Here is a 16,791-nt window from a genome sequence, read left to right as displayed (position 1 = left end):
TCGAACCTTCCAAGAGCAGCTTGTAGATTGGTCAATAAGAGTCTTAATCCCTTCTTCATAAGGTCTCTATCTCGAACGTAGTCGAGATCCAAAAGTCGGCGTCGCCGGACGCGTCTTAATCCCTTCTTCATAAGGTCTCTATCTCGAACGCTTGTCTGAACCAGAGCCTGATATGGAGCGCGTCTTAATCCCTTCTTCATAAGGTCTCTATCTCGAACACGCGGCCGTAGCAGTCGGCCGCAAGATCGGCGTCTTAATCCCTTCTTCATAAGGTCTCTATCTCGAACAGAGAATGGATGTCTCTCCGGCCACACCTCATGAGTCTTAATCCCTTCTTCATAAGGTCTCTATCTCGAACTAACAGAGGAGAAAAACATGAAAAAAATCCAATATGTCTTAATCCCTTCTTCATAAGGTCTCTATCTCGAACTATCTGGTGCCGGATAGCCCAGTCGACCCGAAGTCTTAATCCCTTCTTCATAAGGTCTCTATCTCGAACCAATTTAGGGCGAGTTAGGTCAATAATGACTGTCTTAATCCCTTCTTCATAAGGTCTCTATCTCGAACTCTGACGTCTTGGGCCTTGGGATTGCAAGGGCGCGTCTTATTGAGCCTTGCATAAATAGTGAACATTATTCTGTTTTCGTTGTCTATGGAATCGGGTATGTTGGGAGGATTCCATGGACAGCAAGACGCAATGCAAAGAGCTGGAGAAGCGGCGACTGCGGGCCGGCCGCCTTCTCTTGAAAGGCGTCCCCCAGGCGGAAGTGGCGCGACGCGTGGGAGTAGCCCGATCAACGGTCTGCGGGTGGGCCCGGCGCCTGGAACAAGGCGGATTGGATGCGCTGCGGTCGACAGGTCTGCGCGGCCGTCCGGGTTCGCTGGACAAGGCCGACCTGCGTGAGCTGAAGCGGATCCTGTTGAAAGGCGCGCTGGCCAGCGGGTTTGCCACCGAGGTCTGGACCCTGGGGCGTGTGCGGAAGGTGCTGGACGAGCAGTTCGGGGTGCAGCTGTCAGAGTCGCAGGTCTCCCGCGTGCTGGGGCGCATGGGGTTCAGCTGCCAGCGGCCGGCCCGGCGCGCCTTGCAGCGCGATGAGCGTGCGGTGCGGGAGTGGAAGACCAAGCGCTGGCCGGCACTAAAAAAAACGCTGCAAAAGAGGGGCGTGTGATCGTGTTTGTCGATGAATCGGGTCTGTCGGAACGGCCCACACTGGTGCGCACCTGGGCACCGAAGGGACAGACGCCTGTCATCCAGTACAGCTTCACCTGGAAGCAGCTGTCGGTGATCGCCGGGGTCAGCTTCTGGCGTTTCTACTTTCGTCTGTTCCCCGGTACGATCCGTGCCCCCCAGTGCATCGAGTTCCTCAAGGCACTCAAGCGCCAGATCGGCAGGAAGCTGCTGATCATCTGGGATGGCCTGCAGGTCCACAAGAGCCGCCTGGTCCGTCAGTATGTCGAGGATTGCAATGGGCAGATTCAGATCGAGTTCCTGCCGGCCTATTCGCCGGAGCTCAACCCGGTTGAATATCTGTTCGGGCATCTCAAACCGCATGAGCTGGGTAACTTCTGTCCCAGGGACATCGGTGAATTGAGTGACTATGCCCGGCGCAGGCTCCGTTCCATGCAGCGACGCCAGAAGACACTGGTGACCGCGTTCTGGAAACAGGCCGAGCTTCCTTTGTGATGTGTTCATCATTTATGCAAGGCTCAATAATCCCTTCTTCATAAGGTCTCTATCTCGAACAGAAATTTCGCGGCGAGTTCGCCGCAGGCTACGCGTCTTAATCCCTTCTTCATAAGGTCTCTATCTCGAACAAACGGCCCAAAACGCTTTTAGCGTATGGGCCAAGGTCTTAATCCCTTCTTCATAAGGTCTCTATCTCGAACTATGCGGTGGAAGGGGTTATCTCTTGGGCGGTCTCGTCTTAATCCCTTCTTCATAAGGTCTCTATCTCGAACCTCAGCCGCTGGCGAGGTCCTTACCCTTGACGTCTTAATCCCTTCTTCATAAGGTCTCTATCTCGAACATTCGTTGAGGGGTACATCGAGGCGCGTAGCTGCGTCTTAATCCCTTCTTCATAAGGTCTCTATCTCGAACCGGCGGGCGGCCGACAAGGCCGACAAGGCCGACAGTCTTAATCCCTTCTTCATAAGGTCTCTATCTCGAACGCGTGGAACGAGTTCACCAGCAATGGTGGACTCGGTCTTAATCCCTTCTTCATAAGGTCTCTATCTCGAACACCATTCGATGTAGACACCGCCTCGGCCGCTGAGTCTTAATCCCTTCTTCATAAGGTCTCTATCTCGAACGCAGCCCTCGCCGAATGGCGAGAGATCGGCCTGTCTTAATCCCTTCTTCATAAGGTCTCTATCTCGAACTGTGGGGTGCCTTTGGTAACGGGGGCTCTACGGGTCTTAATCCCTTCTTCATAAGGTCTCTATCTCGAACTCCGCCGGTGGTGAACGCCAGCGGCAGCGCTGGGTCTTAATCCCTTCTTCATAAGGTCTCTATCTCGAACAAAAGAGCGCATCGAAAGAAGCGCAGCGCAAAAGGTCTTAATCCCTTCTTCATAAGGTCTCTATCTCGAACGCGCGCGGCCGACAAGCCCAAGGCCGAGGCCGAGTCTTAATCCCTTCTTCATAAGGTCTCTATCTCGAACCGATTTCCTACAAGGAATGGTGCGCGCTCCGGCGTCTTAATCCCTTCTTCATAAGGTCTCTATCTCGAACAAGGAATGGTGCGCGCTCCGGCCGCCCCTTGTGAAGTCTTAATCCCTTCTTCATAAGGTCTCTATCTCGAACCGCTCAATGCTGTTTTCCTCCTTTGTCCAATCAGTTACATGCGGGTTTATGGAAATCATGACATGCCAACAAGTTGACACGATCATTACACGAACTCCGGGGCCTAGATCAGCAACATTCCTCCAGCGAGTGAAACACCCCATTCCCGTAAAAGGGATGCCAGCATACCGCTCTGTGTCAACCAGGATTTTTTTCATGCGAGAGTTATTCACGACATGAAATCCCCGATACTTGCGCGCAGGTTTCGAAGCTGCGCGCCTGCACATACCGCAATATTGAGGTCGGCGGCACGGGTCCGGTCATGCGGCTCCAAGTCCTGGTAGCTTACCAGCATGGCTCGCGCCTGTAGCCCACCCATGAGGTCGCGCAGCGTATCCAGCTTGTACAGGGCCTGAGCGCTATCATTGTCCTCGCCTTCTCCCTTGAACTGGCGTGTCTTGCATTCGATGATATGCAAGCGGTTGTTGCACAGAAAAGCCACATCGAGTTCGTTGGGCACGCGTTTTCCCCGCTGCTCCCGCACCACCGGAATGGAATAAGCGACATCCTGGATACCCGGACGAGCTTTGCGCAATCGCCGTACCGCATCGAACACGAGGATTTCCAACCATCCGCCGGCTGCGAAGAATCGCTCCTTCTCACCAGGGAACCGCAGCCGGCCGTTCGCGCGGCGGAGGCAACCCGCCGCCTCGAACAGATCTATCAGCTCCGCCAGTTCGCCCCGGTCGTTTTCCAGGGGCTTGGATACCAGGGTTTTCTCGGCTCCGACGGCAAGCCAGTTGAACCTGGGCAGGATCCTGGTGAACTTGTCCAGACCAAGTACGATCTCTTCGGCCAGGTCCAGTCGCCCGGGTTCGGGAACGTTGCGTTTAGGTTCCAATTGCAGCGCTGCGCCATGAGCCTGGAGAAAGGGTTCGAGCTTCACACGGTCGGCAAGATCAATGGATCCCCGATCATCCGGATTCATCCATATCAATCTGTCCTGTTCGGGGTGGACGTAGAATATCGGCAGGTCATAGGCACGGAAACTTTCATAGGCGGCGATACTCATGAGCTTGGTGCCGCCGGTGACATTGAGGGCAATGCCTTCCCCCCCTTCCCGCTCGAGCCATTCAAGGATGCGGCTCTGGGTCTGATCGTAGTCCCAGGCATCCCCCAGCTCCAGACGTTCGACACGAATGCCGCGCGGGCGCAGCACCGCCTCCAACCAGTCGGCGCGCTCGGTCATGTCCGTAGTCACGGCGAGCACGGCCCGTTTCACGTCAAGGGTGGGATCGATCAGGGGCACGAGGTTGGGCAGCGGCTGGGCAGAGACGAGGCAGAGGTGGGTGTGCATGTTTAGTCCTTGCGGATATTGAAGGCTTCCAGCCGGGCGCCGGCGGCGTCCAGATCGTCGGCGCTCAGTTCCCGGCCACGCATGTCTGCCGTCAGGTTCAGGGTGAGGTGCCAGTAGCGGGCGCCTCGCTCGCAGATACGGGCTGCCAAGTGGACCGGCAGGGTGCCGATGACGGTATCGCCTGCTTCCACCTGTTCCGGATCGAGGTGATCAACCATGTTGTCCACGGCGATACCCTGGCGCTGCGCCCATTCCACCGCGCCGGGATGGCGGCTGACGAACCATGTCTTGCCGACGGTATCCCCGGCGCTTTTCGGGGTGTGGTGTTCCCGGGCGGTCTGCTCCAGGTTTTCGACCAGTGTTCGCACCTGGTCGCGGATGCTGTCGCCCGGCAGGGGGCGCTTGCGGTAGCCGCCGTGTTCGATGTCGTTGCGCACGTTGGCAACGGCGCGGGCCTCGGCACAGTCCCGGTTCCAGCGGGCTTCCGCTGCCCTGCGTCCGGCCTCGTCGAAGCCTTCCCGGCCGGCACTGGTCTGGGCGGGACTTGTTGCATGACGTGACACCCAAGCCTCACGCACCACAACGGCCGCCTCGGCGTAGCGTTTTTGTGCAAGATACCGTTTTGCCAGTGTCACCAGGGCCTGGTCGGCATCGGGGCCGTGCAGCGAGGGGGCTTCGAGTCCCCGTGCCAAGTTGGTGAGGCGTTGCAGCAACGGCTTGAGGGCCGGCAGGAACTCTCCGGCTTCCTTGCCAGTAGCCTCGATGGCGTCGAGCAGTTGCCGGGCGCTGGATCGAGGTTTTTCCTGACCATCGCCGCAGACCATGGCGGCGATGCGGAGGGTGAGAAAGTCGTTGGAGAACCGTTCCAAGGCACCGGCCAGGGTATTGGTCCGGGGAAAGTTCCGCCCTCCTTCGCGGGCCAGTGCCTGGCGCTGTTTGCTGTCCTGCGCGCGGAAGGCAGCCAGCAGCGGATCGGCCAGGCCGGTGGTGGTAAATACGCTCACGCCGTGCGCCCAGTCGAGCAGGTCGAGGAAGGCGGTCAGCTCCCAGACGGGGGCCACGCCGGACTCCTTACTGGCATCGAAGGCACCGTACACCACCCGGAAATCCTCGGACAGATCGCCGACGGCGCGTAGGTGGGCGATGGCGGCGGCGGAAAAGAAGGGCAGGGTACGAAAGCCGTGGGTGATGTCGAGGATCACCGGGCCGTCTGTCTGCAGGCTGTCGATGAGCGTGTCGAAGATGCGCCAGAGTTCGTCGGTATCCTTGCCGCTGGGGATGGCGTGGAATTCCAGTGACACGCCTGGCAGGCCGGCGAAGGCGGCCCGCATCCCCTCTCCGTGGCGGTCCTCGGCCTCTTGCGTTGCCAGCACTCGGACATGGCGGGCCTCGTAGAAAGTCGCGGCAGCATAAGCGAAGTGGGCCGTTTCCACCGACTGTGTGCCCATCCGGTAGGCGACCGGGCTGTAGTCGCCAGTGCCGAGGAAGGTGACCAGCACGGTATCGCCCTGTACTCCCTGTCGTGATGACTCAGACATGGCCAGCGCAGCAGGTCAGGGACATGCTTCCTCCAGTCGGGCGAGTTGCTCGTTGATGGCCTTCTTGCGCTTCTTGGACCAAGGAAGGTGGCGGGCGGTCTCGCGCAGCAATTGCGCGGCCTGGCATCGCCAGTGGCCATCCTGCCATTCCAGTGCCTGCTCGAGGAGGTGTAGCCGCTGCTCGTTGAGAGGGCCGCCGGGCTCCCTGCGGTTGGCGGCCCGGTCGGCCTCCAACTGCTGCCGCACGGCGTCGATGAGGCGTTCTTCCTCGCTCATGGCCTCCAGCCGGGCCTTTTCCTGGGCAGCAACCATGTGTTCACGCCGTTGTTCTTCCGCGTCCTCATCGATACGCATGGCCCCATAGCCAACCGCCGTTTTGGCGCCGAAACCGAGCCAATCGAAGGCGTGTTCGAAGGCGGCCTGCAGCAGCTCGCGCCAGGAACCGGCCAGCTCGCCCGCCAGGGCCGGGTTGGCGATGACGTGGAAGGTGAAGCCTGAGCCGGGCGGCACGGTGAGGAAGAAAATGGGCACCGGCTGGCCGGAGTCGTGGGGCGCGGCATCGCCGCGGTAGTAGTGCGACTGGTGCGGGGTCATCACTTCCACCTGCAGGGCGTTGCCCCGGATCTGCGGGATCACGTCCCAGAAGCTCAGGGCGCCACGGCGGGCGTCATTGCTGTCCTCGGGGCCAAACAGGATTTCGATGGCCGCCTCCGTCCAGCCCTTCGTCTCGCCCCAGTTGCCGTCGGCCAGTTCCCGCGCAGCCTGGCGCAGCACGCCCTTGACGCCGCTGCCCGGCAAGTACGGCAGGCCGTAGGGCCACAGAAAGGCGAAGCCGTTTTCCAGCGGGTGTTCGTTGCCCAGGCCGGTGGCGAAGGGGGCGGTGCTGCGGGCGTCAAGCAGGTACTTCCGTTCATCCGGCAGGGCGGCATGCAGGGTGTCCTGACGTTTGCGGATGGCGTTCAGGGCCTTTTTGTCCTGGACGCTCAACGCACAGGCGGTCTCGACGGCTTCATGCTTCCTGTCTTTCTCGAAAGCGAAACGGTGGTTCCAGCCCCGGAAGTACATGCCGAAACGCATGCCGGGCGAGGCGGTTTCGAAATTCTGACCCAGATATCCGGGTACGGCGGCGATGGGCATCTCAGGCGCCTCCCTTTTCGACGGCCGGGGCCATCTGCCGCAGCCAGCGCAGCCAGGCCATGGCCTCGGCATGGACGCTGCGGTAGTCCTGCGGTTTGGCCTGCTGCAGGTGTTCCATGAATTCCGTGAAGTCGATGGGCGTGCCGCACTGTGCGTGCAGCCAGTCGCGCAGGTGGCCGCCGAGGAAGGCGTGGCGTCCGTCCTTGCCCTCGAGAAAGGCCATCACCTGCATCAGGCCGGAATTCATGATCAGCGCCGACAGGCCCTTGGCATCGTTGACGTAGGCTTCGTTGAATTTGGCAACGCCTTCCCCGGCTTTCTGCCAGGCGTGCTGTGCCCGTTTCTGTTCCAGTGTCTGAGCCATATTCAGCCTCCCACCACGCTCGCCATCACCATGCCGCGGCCGGTGGTGGCGTCGCCGCCCACCTGCAGGAGCTGTCCGTCCAGCGCGTTCTTCATCTTCATCATGACTTCGCCGGCCTCCATGTGCTGCGCTTTCCCGCTGCGGGTCTGGCTGGCCATGAGCGGGGCGATGAGCAGGGACTCGGGCGGCAGGTTCTCGGTGTAGAACAGGCCGCCCCCGTCGGCGGCGCCGGTGTCGGGGTCGATGCGCACGTGGGGTTCCACCAGGGTGGCATTTTCCACGAACCAGGCGAAATCGGTGTTGGACAGCAGTACCAGATCCTGTTTCAGCTTGTCGCGGAAGAAGCCATAGGCACTGTCGTCCGGCAGGCCCTTTTCGGCCAAATCGCTGGCAACCCGCCCCAAGGAATCAGACTCTACGGCGTTGTATTCAAAGGCTTCAACGTGGAGAAGCTGTTTGCCGTCCCTCTCGGTGCAAAGCGCTTTTGAAGATCGCAGCACACAGTTGTTTTCCTTGACGTCGGGTATCTCCCATTCGACGGCCTCACCCACGAGGTCCAACAGCCGTTGTGCCCGCGCCAGGGCCTGCGGGCAGGTGGCGTACACGTAGCCGTTCTTCAGGCTGCGCACGGGGAAGGCGACGAGCTGGGCGTCGCCGAAGCTCACCGCGCCGGCGTGCAGATCGCCACTACGGGATTCGGGGCCGAATATGGCAGTGAGCATGCCTGCCGTTTCCTTTCTTTCCTCTTCATCGAGTTTCGAGGCATCGACAAGCTGTTGCCATGCATGGCGCACCGCGCCCTTGATGCCGGAGCCGGCGAAACTGGGGTGGTGGGTATGGCGTTCCCGCTGGATGGGGTTGTCGATGATGCCGGTGGCCGTGCCCGCCCCCATGTGCACGGGGCTGACGGCGTACAGAAATACGGCGGCCTGTTTTTTGAACATGGCAATCTCCTTGAATCAGTAGGTGGCAAACGTGAAGCGGTTGAAACCTTCGGCCCTGCGCTGGGAATCGTAGCCCGGTTCCGGCCACAGGCCGTGGTTCACAAGCTTGCGAAGGGCCTCGGGCGAGGCTTTCAGGTCTTCCAGCCAGTACACGCTGCCGGTGGGCGCCGTACGCTGCGCCGGCTTGGGCCGGCGGGCGGCAAGATCCCAGCCACTCATGGTCTCGGCGCGGGATACGCAGGCCGAGACGACACGCCCGCGCACCCCGCCGAGTTCGAAACGGCCGTCCCCGTCCATGCCCGGCAGCCGCCAGCCCTCGGGGAAGATGCCGGGGCTGGTGAGCACGATGCGGCAGCGTCCGGCGGAAGCGATGGCCTCCAGGTCGGGTTCGGGCGGGCGGTGGTCCACGGCGCGCAGGGTGGCGCCCCGGCCATCGCCGCCGAGGCGCAACAGGGTCTCTTCACCAAGCGCATCGCCCTCGGTGGCGGCGAGAAAGCCGACCCCCACCCGGAAGGCCACGGCCTGCACGGTGAACAGCTTGCCATCGTCGGCGCGGCGGCGCGCGGTGTCCAGCCCCACGCCCACACGTTCGTCCATCTGCCAGAGCCGGTTCGAATGGATCATGTGATGGTTTTTCTTCTCGCCCTTTTCCGGCGGCTCCGGCGTACCCCCGTCCAGATAGATTCGATAACCCGCCTCGGTAAGCCACCAGCCTCTATCGGGCTTGGCGCGTTCGGGCTGAGCCATCACGGGCAGTTGTCCGGTGGGGATGGAGCCCTGGATGCCGTTGGCCACCGCCTGCGGTTCCAGCCGGTGAACGGTGATGCCGTCTTCGTCCGTTTTGGCGATGACCAAGTCGGCGGCCGGGGCATGGAGGGCCTGCCACCGGCCATCGGCCCATTGCGCCAGGTGGAAAGCGGTGAGGCGAAATGCACCGGGCGCAGACGGTGTGCCCAGGGTCTCGTGCGCCACCTGGCCATCGCCGAAGGCGCCGAAATCCACACCATCCCGGGCCAGGATAGCCGAGCGGATGGCGCCGGCGGCCACCGACGGCCAGGGCGGCACCAGGGCCTCGCCGTAGCTGCCCGGATCGCCGAACAGCTTGTTGCCACGCAGGAAGAGCACGTCCAGCGGTTCGATGGCATGCCAGTTCATGCGGCTTCTCCTCCTTCCTCTGTCTGTCCCGTTTTGGAGACTTCGAGCGGCGTGGCGCGGGTCTCGCGCGCGAGGAACTCGGCGGCCGAGAGCAGGTTTTCCAGCCACGCGCGGCGCGTGTTTTCGGGTTGGTCGAGCGCCATGCCGGTCAGTTTGTGCGCCAGATCCTGCGACTGCGCTTTGTCACCGCCCTGACGCTGAAACTGGTAAGCCAGAAGTTCGGCCAGCATGGCGCCGTCGCCCTCGGGCTCGGGCAGGTCGCGCAGCCATTGCACGCTGTGATAGACGGCCCGGCGGGAGACGTCGGGGTTTCGCAGGAAGTCGACCAGTTCTCTGAAGGTGCCGATCTGCTTCCACCTCAACACGACTTCCAGCGCACCGCCAGAACGCTTGAGGATGCGCAGGCAAAAGGCGTTCTTACCATCCACGCCCTTGGCGGTCTTCTCGGCCTCCCGCGCTTCACGCAGTACCCTGGAGAGTGGCGTCTGGTGGTGGGCCACCACCAGCCCCGCGGAAGCCGTGGCATGTTCGCCCATCAGGCGTAGCAGCCGGCCCTCGAGCCAGGCATAGCCCTTGTCCAATGACAGTTTTTTCTGCTGGCTGTCGCTATCATTCACTTTGCCGTACCGGGCCATGCCCGACCAGCCATCGCGCAGCCGGGCGGCGGCGGGCAGCAGATCGGCCACCGGCAGCATGGCCAGCACGTCGTCGCCGCCGGCATAGATGAGCCGGCCCAGGTATTCGCGCTGGACGACGTGGGGCACCACGTGGAGGGCGAAGTCGTTGAGCGCGCCAGATATGGCCATGTGGCGCGCGGGCGAGACGGCCCGCCTGCAATCTCCATAGGCCTCGAGCTTCGGGTTGTTTTGCGCCCGCTGGTCGAAACCATCATGGATATTGGGATGGAAGCTCTGCCGGTAGCTGGGCGTGTGCTTGTCCTCGCCGGAGAGGATGGCGCCCATGTAGTCGCCGTCCATCAGCAAGAGGCCGTAGTAGGTTTCCAGGCGGAAGGACGGCCCTTGCTTCTCGTGCACACTCTGTTTCAGCGTCTCGCGCACGATCCGGCGCGGTCGCTCGGCGTCTGTATCGCTGTCACATTCCTGGGCGTCTTCCATCAGGGCCAGCAGTTTGCCAGCATCGCCGATCAGGCGCTCGAAGCCGCTGCTCTTCCGATGCCGGAGCAGAATCCTCTGCGGCAAGGCGACCCGCTCGCGGCCGACCTCGGCTTCGGCGAAGCCCGCCGCGGTCAGGCCGCCGTGCTCCAGCCATTGGTCGAGCTGATGGGCCAGCGCCATGCTGTGGGTGGAGACGACGAAGCGGCCGATGGGCCTGCCGATGGCATCCCTCACCTCCTCGGCAAAGAGCGTGGGCCAGAGGCGCTTGATGGCCGGCAGCGCGCCCAGGTGTTCGCCTTTCTTGGCCCAGGAGGGCTTCTTCTCGGCCACCTTCGTCCACAGCGTGTCCTTGCGGCTACCCGGCGGAATGTGCAATTGATCCTTGTCGGTGGTGAGCCATTCCGTCTCGCCGGTGAGGGAGCAGCGCCAGCCCTGCTCGTCCGTCTGACCGAAGGCGCGCACCGACTTGGCCGCGGCCAGCACCCGCTCGGCCAGTTCAAAGATGGCCGGATAGAGCACGCCGGGGTTGGGCCGGAAGAAGGGCACGCCCTGTTCGAGCTGGATTTCCTGCTTCAGCACCTGCCAGGCGGGGCTGGCGAGAAAGCCGCCGTTCTCCTGCCCGAAGAAGGGCGCCATGGCCGCCGACAGTTCGGGCTGGACATCACTGGCCTTGTTGCCTTCGGTGGCGATCAGCGAGAAGGGCACGGCGGCCCAGTGCACCTCGGGGAAGCCGTCGAGCTGGCGGCGCATCTGTCCAAAGCAGTAGAGGGTTTCGTCGTCGGGGTTTTCGCCGGCGGTTTCCAGCAGGCGTTCGACGACGGTCTTTCCCAATCCCTGCAGCCACTCGCGCGCCGCCCGCTCGCACTGTCCGGCCAGCTCGCGTACCTGCCCTGCCGGCACCACGGCGACGAAGCGGTTGGGCAGCGCCGCGGCGAACAGGGGATTGGCGTCGGTGCCACCCTTTTGCCAGGGCGCATCGGCGAACAGCCCGTCCGTCAGGCCCTGTTCGCGCAGCCACAGATCGACCTGCGGCACGCCACGCAGGCGCGGGAACAGGATGGCATCCGGTCCCAGGGCCTCGCAGACGGGTTTCATGGCCTCCCAGGCAAGCCGGGCGAGCAGGTGCGAGCCGGCCCAGAGATCCGAGGTGCTGCGTGCGGCTTCGATGAAGGGCTGCACCGGGCCGATGGCCAGGGCCAGCAGGGCCACTTCGCCCTTTTCGTCGGCGGCAGCCGCGCCCGCGAAGGCCGAAGTCAGATCCAGATGCTCCCAGATGGAGTGGTCGGGCACGCGGGTATCGGCGGGAAGCTGCTCCCACAGCGCGCCCAGTCTGCCGTGGTCGTCTTCTTCCCGCAGTGCCGGGCCGAAGCGCCAGAAGGCCAGCAGGGTCTTGCGGGCATCTCCCCCGGCCGCGTCAGCCAGTGCCTTGAAGTGGTCAAGGCTGCGGGCCTTGATGTCTTCGAGGCTGGTATCGGCCAATCGGCCTGTCGCCCGCAGATCGACGATGGCGCCACTGACCGGATGGATCAGGACCGGATCGTTCGTCCAGCGCACCTGCGCCCATTGATCCTTTGGCCATTGGGGGCGGTCGGCGGCCGAGGCCCACCAGTCGGCCCGTTTGACGGCCTGTTCGTCGGCCTGGTCGGGATTCAGCCAGGCATTGAGAATGCGCACCGTGCCACCCTCATGCCCGGCCGGATCGCGCAGCAGGACCAGCGCCTTCTCGCCCGGATCGTGCAGGCGTGCCGCCAGCTTGGTGTGCCAGAGTCTGTCGTCGTTCATGGGCGTGCTCCCTGCGGGTTGGTGCTACAATACACATCAGGAGGTGTATGATGCGGACGAATATCGTGATCGATGATGAATTGATGGCCGAGGCCATGGCCGCCACCGGTGCCCGGACCAAGCGCGAGGTGGTGGAGATGGCGCTGCGCGACCTGGTCATGCGCAACCGGCAGCGCAGGCTGAAGGAGTTGAAAGGCATGAACCTGATCGACCCGGACTACGACGTCATCGCCGAGCGCCACGCCACCCGCAGCCGTGTACCTGATTGACAGTTGCGTGTGGATCGACTGGCTGAAACAGCACCGGACGCCAGCCACCGAAAAACTGGACACTTGGCTCGACAAGGGGCTGGCCCGGTTGCTGCCTGTCATCGTCCAGGAGCTGCTCCATGGCGCCCGCGGAGAACGGGAACTGGCCATCCTCCGGCAACGTTTTTCTGACTTGCCCTGCCTGCCGGTGACCCTGGAGACCCATCTCGCCGCCGGCGAACTGTACGCCCGCTGCCGCTGGCGGGGGATCACCATCCGCAGCCCGCACGACTGCCTGATCGCCGCCGCGGCGGTGGAGCACCGCGTGCCGTTGCTGACACAGGATCGGGACTTTCTGGTCATCGCTGGTGTTGAATCCCGTCTGAATCTGATCACACCGAACTCCTCCTGAACTGCCCGTCCAGCAGTTCGTGGGTTTGCTGCCAGGCGTCCAAAACGTTTTTTCGGGAATGTCTTGCCAGGTCTGGCGGGGTGCAGGGCATGTGAAAGATCACGCCCTGGAGCCCGCCCTGTACTCTCCGCACCTTGAAGCGAAGACTGCTGGGCACGCGCCCGCCCCGGCCGGCCACGGGTTGGTTGAGGACTTTTCGGGCTCCGCCATCCATCGCGGCATTGACGGCCTTGCGAATGGCCGCCAGGGATTCGATGACGGCGGTCCATTCTCTGACGGGTTCTCCGGTCGTCCAGATCAGGGGGGCTGTCTCATCCCTGCCGATGGCATGCGCCCACTCGAGCGCCAGACAGTCCTTCCAGGGTCTGGTGAAAACGTTGACGTCTGGCAGTCCTTCTATCTCGTCCAGCCAGAGGGAACCCCAGCCATTGCGCGAGCGCCCGCCAAGCGTCCCGAAGGCCTGGATGAGTTTCATTGTCTCTTCCAGATGTTCGGTACCCGCCATACCGTCCGGCCAGGCCAGTTGCAGTTCCGAATGAATCCCTTCGGAAATGGCAGGCTTCTCATTGAGTTCACCCTCAGGACCATAAGCCAGGTACTTGGCGCTTTGCGGCGCGCGTTCCGCCGCCGGTTTGGTGACGGGCATTGCGTTCATGGAACCCCGGTCCCAGGGGGCGATGCGCAGCAACACCCTGCTCTTGCGCACGCTGACCGACCTTCCATTTTTGTCCTTGTCACCTTTCCACCAGGCATGGCCAAAAAGCGGGGCTTCGACCTCACGCATTTTTTTCCAGTTCGCCGGATCGTTTTTCGCCGCCCACGCCACCCGCCACCACTCGCGCAGCAGGTGCTTGAAGGGCGGTGTGCGCCACTGACCCGATTGTTCTGCGTTGCCCAGAAAAGCCGGGGTGAGAAAGCCCACCCTCAATTCGCGTTTCGTGTAGCCCATGAAGCCTTCTCCCTTCACTAGGAATTTATCAACATCATCGCTATTCGCACCTCTGCCGGGATAATCCCATCGACCTTGATGTTTGCCTGCTTTTCTCCAAAGATACCAAAGTGAGCGCTCGTTCAAGGAAGGCATTACGATCCAGGAGGTCGCTGCCATTTCCCAGATTCATGTGGGCATCACCTGCGTACAGACAAAGAAAAAGGTTACCCATGCCCCCCTTCTCCAGGGCAACGATCTTGCGCGGTTGAAGGGTATCCATATCGAGAACCACCAGCGCGTAAGGGAAGGTGATGCGAAACTCATCTGGAACCGATTGGCGCCCAAACAGTCCTTCCGCAATCGTTGGCACATTGCGCACCAGAAAGCCATGCATTTCCGGTGTCTCGAAGACGATCTCGCGCCTTGCATGCAGGAAATCGGGCAAGTCCGGCTCAAGGCCATCGAAAAGTGCCCGGCCGCCAGAAACCGGCTCTTTTCTTTCACGCCCCAATAGTTTTAGCAGCCACCGAAACGGCATATCCACTTCCCTTTTTCCGTTGATGCTTCAAAAGCTTTATCACAGGTATTCTGCCAGCCTCTCCAAGCCTCCAGGGAGTTTTGCAAGCTTGCCGCTCCCTTCTCTAGCCCGGATATTGCACCACTTCAACAGTCATCCTGCCTGATCATCCCCCACTCAATGTCTTCCCGCCCCACGGCCAGTTCGTAGCGTTTGGGCTTTCCCTCGGAAATTACACCATAGGCAAAACGGCCGGCTGGCCCCAGCACCTTCTTTAACTCCCTATGCAGACGGGACTGGGTCTGTTCGAAAAAATTCTTGCTCATGCCTTCTTTCAGGCCTGTGGCGGTGCCGGTTGCCTGCGGGTCTGCGATTTCTTCGTATTCACGCACATATTCTTTGGCGTAATTGGGCTCTGGCGCACCGTCACATGGGCAACGTACCGGGCCGTGTCCTTCGGCCTTGCGCCGTGCCAGCCAGCTCAGGAAAGCAAGCTGTGTGGGGGGCAGGTGGAGAACCTTGCCTCCGGCCTCGATCCTCTTCCCCTCCAGATCGATGACCAGCCGGACGGGGCCGACAGCGGCCTGGGCGCTGGCGACCGCCTCGCTGAAGCTCGTTTTCCCGTCCGTCAGCCGCTCGTCCAGGCCATGGCGCAGGCGGACATAAGGTATTTCCGCCAGCGTGACCTCCGCCATGTGCGTGTCCAGGGGCTTGCTGTCGGGTCCGGGCGTATAGATGATCCTGCTTTCCGGCGTCGGATAGAAAAAATCCGGATGAGATTCGAAGGGCGCCGAGACCAGCACGTGGGAGAGCCGGTCCTGCGGCCGGCCATAGAGCGACATGGCATAGCCAAGGTAGAATCCCATGGTTTTTCTGCCGCCGGCAATGGATGCGTGCAGGGCGCTTCGTTCGTCGGATGTGAGCTTCTGAACCTGTTCAACGATCTGGTCCGCCGTGCGTTCGTTTTCCTCCGGTGTGCGAATGTCGCTGAGCGCGCCACCAGCGGGATCCTGGATGACATGGATGCATTCTTCCCCGAAACTGACACCGGACAGTTCATAATCGGCGCACAGGCGATGGAACCAGCCGGTCTCTTCGTGCAACAGGGAAAGCCGCGCGCGCTCGGCGCCTTCCGCCGTGGTGATGAGATGGATTTCGGTCGGCACAAACCGCGGGGCTTTCTTTATCAGGGCATAGAGGGTTTCGGTGACGACCTGGGGTGACAGCCCGGTCACTGCCAGCAGGATGCGCCTCGGAAAGTCACTTGGCCGGGATCTGTTGTTCGTCATTCTTCCATTCCTTCTCCGCATGACGCGGGGCGGCCATCCCTGACCTCCCTGGCCACCGTCCGGGCGACCTCCCCGGCGGTCATTGTCGTTCCATCAGCCCGCCTTCCCTCATCCGGCAAGCTTGCGGCGATCCGGTACCACCCCAGGCCCATGCTGGTGCCTTTGCCCGCATGGACCCATTGCCCGAACCACAGAAATGGCCAGAATGGGACAATGTCTTCGCCGGCGAGCCTGATCTTGCCAACCAGCCCGCCCATTTTCATGGTGGTCCCCTGCCGGGAGGAATAGCGCGTCCATTCGCGCCATTCCAGCCGCCTGCCGGCCAGCACAACCTCCCGGGAGGCCTTGTTCAAACCGGCGAAATCGAGTTCCCAGGGATCATTGGTATGAAAGTAGGAAAGCAGCGAGAGGCGGCGCAGGAGGTTGCGTAACAGGTCGTGGAATTCGAAGCACTCCGGCGTTACCAGCCTGCCGTCACGCTTGAGCCGCAGCGGCGTGAGAAATTCGAGTTGCAGCACTCCCGGGATCCCGGCGGGAGGCGACAGAGTCGGCGCTTCAAAAGGAGCAAGTATGGGGTTGCCTTTGTCAAGGATCCTGCGCCATTCGCCGTTGCCGGGCGCCGCTTCGCAATCGACCGCCTCGACAATGAAACGCGCGTTGCCCCGGCCGATGCCCCGCTGCCCCGCCATCCGCAACCCCTGGATGATATAGGCCAGGTGCGCATTGGCGCGCCCCACGAGCACGCAGCTCAGCTCGAAGGTACTGCCCGCCTCGACCCCATTCGAGTCGTCGGGTGGCGGTTCGAGTATGAAGGGATGGGGCGCGGCCGTGTAGCGGCTCAGCTTGGCCGCATTCCTGGGCGGCGGCGTTTCGAACAGGTAGGCGTAGGCGCAACCGTGCAGAAGCTGGCATCCGGCGCAGTCGCGCCGACCGGTCACGCAGAGAGTCTTTCTCAGTCCATGACCGAACACGCCGCGCCAGGCGGAGCCTGCGTATGCGGGAAAGGTGATCTGGTCAAGTGCACGAAAGACGAAACGATAGCGTCCGATCGCTATCGGTGGAATATCCTTAATCCCGCATCCTCCCTCCACGGCGCCCCCGCTGCCGAATATTTCCCACATTGGTTTTATTATCGACGTGGCATTCTCCATTACCACGATTTCATCATATTCCACCAATCGCCACTGCTTTGGCAAGCTTGCGGATTTATTGATCCGACAA

Annotated in this window: 14 protein-coding genes and 2 CRISPR repeat arrays (1 of these 16 cut by a window edge); of the genes, 3 read left to right on the top strand and 11 right to left on the bottom strand. The window is 62.0% G+C overall.

The genetic code is table 11. The annotated features are described in order from the left end of the window. Window positions 1–567: a CRISPR direct-repeat array (repeat unit 37 nt; unit sequence GTCTTAATCCCTTCTTCATAAGGTCTCTATCTCGAAC); it reaches 2,082 nt to the left of the window's first position. A gap of 113 nt (window positions 568–680) precedes the next feature. After that, a protein-coding gene (locus QVG61_RS06200) for an IS630 family transposase (protein WP_289930011.1) occupies window positions 681–1,684 on the top strand; the annotation gives its coding sequence in 2 pieces (ribosomal slippage) (window positions 681–1,146 and window positions 1,146–1,684; 1,005 coding nt in all). A 23-nt stretch (window positions 1,685–1,707) separates the two neighbouring features. Then, a CRISPR array of direct repeats spans window positions 1,708–2,802; the repeat unit is 37 nt; unit sequence GTCTTAATCCCTTCTTCATAAGGTCTCTATCTCGAAC. 208 nt (window positions 2,803–3,010) lie between these two features. Here the strand turns inward: QVG61_RS06200 and QVG61_RS06195 are convergent. Genes QVG61_RS06195 through cas10 form a run of 7 tightly spaced genes read right to left on the bottom strand, consistent with a single transcriptional unit; the run spans window position 3,011 to window position 12,173 of the window. Then, window positions 3,011–4,138 carry a DUF1887 family CARF protein gene (locus QVG61_RS06195; protein WP_289932503.1) on the bottom strand — a complete coding sequence of 376 codons (1,128 nt, stop codon included), beginning with the start codon at window positions 4,136–4,138 and terminating at the stop codon, window positions 3,011–3,013. A gap of 2 nt (window positions 4,139–4,140) precedes the next feature. Next, window positions 4,141–5,676 carry a CRISPR-associated protein Csx16 gene (gene csx16, locus QVG61_RS13655; RefSeq protein ID WP_354671191.1) on the bottom strand — a complete coding sequence of 512 codons (1,536 nt, stop codon included), beginning with the start codon at window positions 5,674–5,676 and terminating at the stop codon, window positions 4,141–4,143. 15 nt (window positions 5,677–5,691) lie between these two features. Next, window positions 5,692–6,813, bottom strand: coding sequence for a type III-B CRISPR module RAMP protein Cmr6 (cmr6, locus tag QVG61_RS06180; protein ID WP_289932502.1), 1,122 nt, complete (start codon window positions 6,811–6,813; stop codon window positions 5,692–5,694). Window position 6,814: 1 nt separating this feature from the next. Then, a complete protein-coding gene (gene cmr5 / locus QVG61_RS06175; protein WP_289932501.1) occupies window positions 6,815–7,177 on the bottom strand; it encodes a type III-B CRISPR module-associated protein Cmr5 in 363 nt (120 codons plus the stop codon). Between the two features lie 2 nt (window positions 7,178–7,179). Further along, window positions 7,180–8,121: a type III-B CRISPR module RAMP protein Cmr4 gene (cmr4, locus tag QVG61_RS06170; protein WP_289932500.1), complete on the bottom strand. Its 942-nt coding sequence runs from the start codon at window positions 8,119–8,121 to the stop codon at window positions 7,180–7,182. 15 nt (window positions 8,122–8,136) lie between these two features. Further along, on the bottom strand, window positions 8,137–9,276 hold the full coding sequence (locus tag QVG61_RS06165) for a type III-B CRISPR module-associated protein Cmr3 (RefSeq protein WP_289932499.1): 1,140 nt from the start codon (window positions 9,274–9,276) through the stop codon (window positions 8,137–8,139). Further along, entirely contained in the window at window positions 9,273–12,173 is a 2,901-nt protein-coding gene (gene cas10, locus QVG61_RS06160; RefSeq protein ID WP_289932498.1) for a type III-B CRISPR-associated protein Cas10/Cmr2, read from the bottom strand. The genes QVG61_RS06165 and cas10 overlap by 4 nt, the downstream gene beginning before the upstream one ends. Before the next feature lie 50 nt (window positions 12,174–12,223). On the opposite strand from cas10, the gene QVG61_RS06155 reads away from it, so the two are divergent. Together QVG61_RS06155 and QVG61_RS06150 are read left to right on the top strand one after the other, a co-directional pair. Next, a complete protein-coding gene (locus tag QVG61_RS06155) occupies window positions 12,224–12,442 on the top strand; it encodes a type II toxin-antitoxin system VapB family antitoxin (RefSeq protein ID WP_354671212.1) in 219 nt (72 codons plus the stop codon). Beyond that, entirely contained in the window at window positions 12,429–12,833 is a 405-nt protein-coding gene (locus QVG61_RS06150) for a PIN domain-containing protein (protein WP_289932496.1), read from the top strand. Before QVG61_RS06155 ends, QVG61_RS06150 begins: the two co-directional genes overlap by 14 nt. On the opposite strand, the gene QVG61_RS06145 is transcribed toward QVG61_RS06150, so the two are convergent. The 4 genes from QVG61_RS06145 to cas6 all read right to left on the bottom strand — a co-directional run bounded on the left by QVG61_RS06145 (window position 12,814) and on the right by cas6 (window position 16,745). Beyond that, window positions 12,814–13,782 (bottom strand): RAMP superfamily CRISPR-associated protein, encoded by a 969-nt coding sequence (locus QVG61_RS06145; protein WP_289932495.1) that lies wholly within the window; start codon window positions 13,780–13,782, stop codon window positions 12,814–12,816. The two genes, QVG61_RS06150 and QVG61_RS06145, sit on opposite strands and share 20 nt — an antisense overlap. Window positions 13,783–13,822: 40 nt before the next feature. Continuing rightward, entirely contained in the window at window positions 13,823–14,308 is a 486-nt protein-coding gene (locus QVG61_RS06140; RefSeq protein WP_289932494.1) for a hypothetical protein, read from the bottom strand. Between the two features lie 119 nt (window positions 14,309–14,427). Beyond that, the gene (csm6, locus tag QVG61_RS06135; protein WP_289932493.1) at window positions 14,428–15,570 is read right to left on the bottom strand and encodes a CRISPR-associated ring nuclease Csm6; all 1,143 of its coding nucleotides are present in this window, start codon (window positions 15,568–15,570) and stop codon (window positions 14,428–14,430) included. Continuing rightward, complete coding sequence (cas6, locus tag QVG61_RS06130) at window positions 15,567–16,745, bottom strand: CRISPR system precrRNA processing endoribonuclease RAMP protein Cas6 (protein WP_289932491.1); 1,179 nt, start codon at window positions 16,743–16,745, stop codon at window positions 15,567–15,569. The genes csm6 and cas6 overlap by 4 nt, the downstream gene beginning before the upstream one ends. Window positions 16,746–16,791: the final 46 nt, after the last annotated feature.

Source organism: Thiohalobacter sp. IOR34, from assembly GCF_030406045.1.
GTDB lineage: Bacteria > Pseudomonadota > Gammaproteobacteria > Thiohalobacterales > Thiohalobacteraceae.
Note: the sequence above shows the minus strand (reverse complement) of the source record. Positions and strands in the feature narration are given on the sequence as shown.

Excerpts from the sequence above, each read along its gene's own strand:
- QVG61_RS06155 (WP_354671212.1), top strand. The coding sequence starts at position 12,224 with ATGCGGACGAATATCGTGATCGATGATGAATTGATGGCCGAGGCCATG.
- cmr4 (WP_289932500.1), bottom strand. The coding sequence starts at position 8,121 with ATGTTCAAAAAACAGGCCGCCGTATTTCTGTACGCCGTCAGCCCCGTG.
- QVG61_RS06165 (WP_289932499.1), bottom strand. The coding sequence starts at position 9,276 with ATGAACTGGCATGCCATCGAACCGCTGGACGTGCTCTTCCTGCGTGGC.
- QVG61_RS06145 (WP_289932495.1), bottom strand. The coding sequence starts at position 13,782 with ATGGGCTACACGAAACGCGAATTGAGGGTGGGCTTTCTCACCCCGGCT.
- csx16 (WP_354671191.1), bottom strand. The coding sequence starts at position 5,676 with ATGTCTGAGTCATCACGACAGGGAGTACAGGGCGATACCGTGCTGGTC.
- cas10 (WP_289932498.1), bottom strand. The coding sequence starts at position 12,173 with ATGAACGACGACAGACTCTGGCACACCAAGCTGGCGGCACGCCTGCAC.
- cmr6 (WP_289932502.1), bottom strand. The coding sequence starts at position 6,813 with ATGCCCATCGCCGCCGTACCCGGATATCTGGGTCAGAATTTCGAAACC.
- cmr5 (WP_289932501.1), bottom strand. The coding sequence starts at position 7,177 with ATGGCTCAGACACTGGAACAGAAACGGGCACAGCACGCCTGGCAGAAA.
- QVG61_RS06195 (WP_289932503.1), bottom strand. The coding sequence starts at position 4,138 with ATGCACACCCACCTCTGCCTCGTCTCTGCCCAGCCGCTGCCCAACCTC.
- csm6 (WP_289932493.1), bottom strand. The coding sequence starts at position 15,570 with ATGACGAACAACAGATCCCGGCCAAGTGACTTTCCGAGGCGCATCCTG.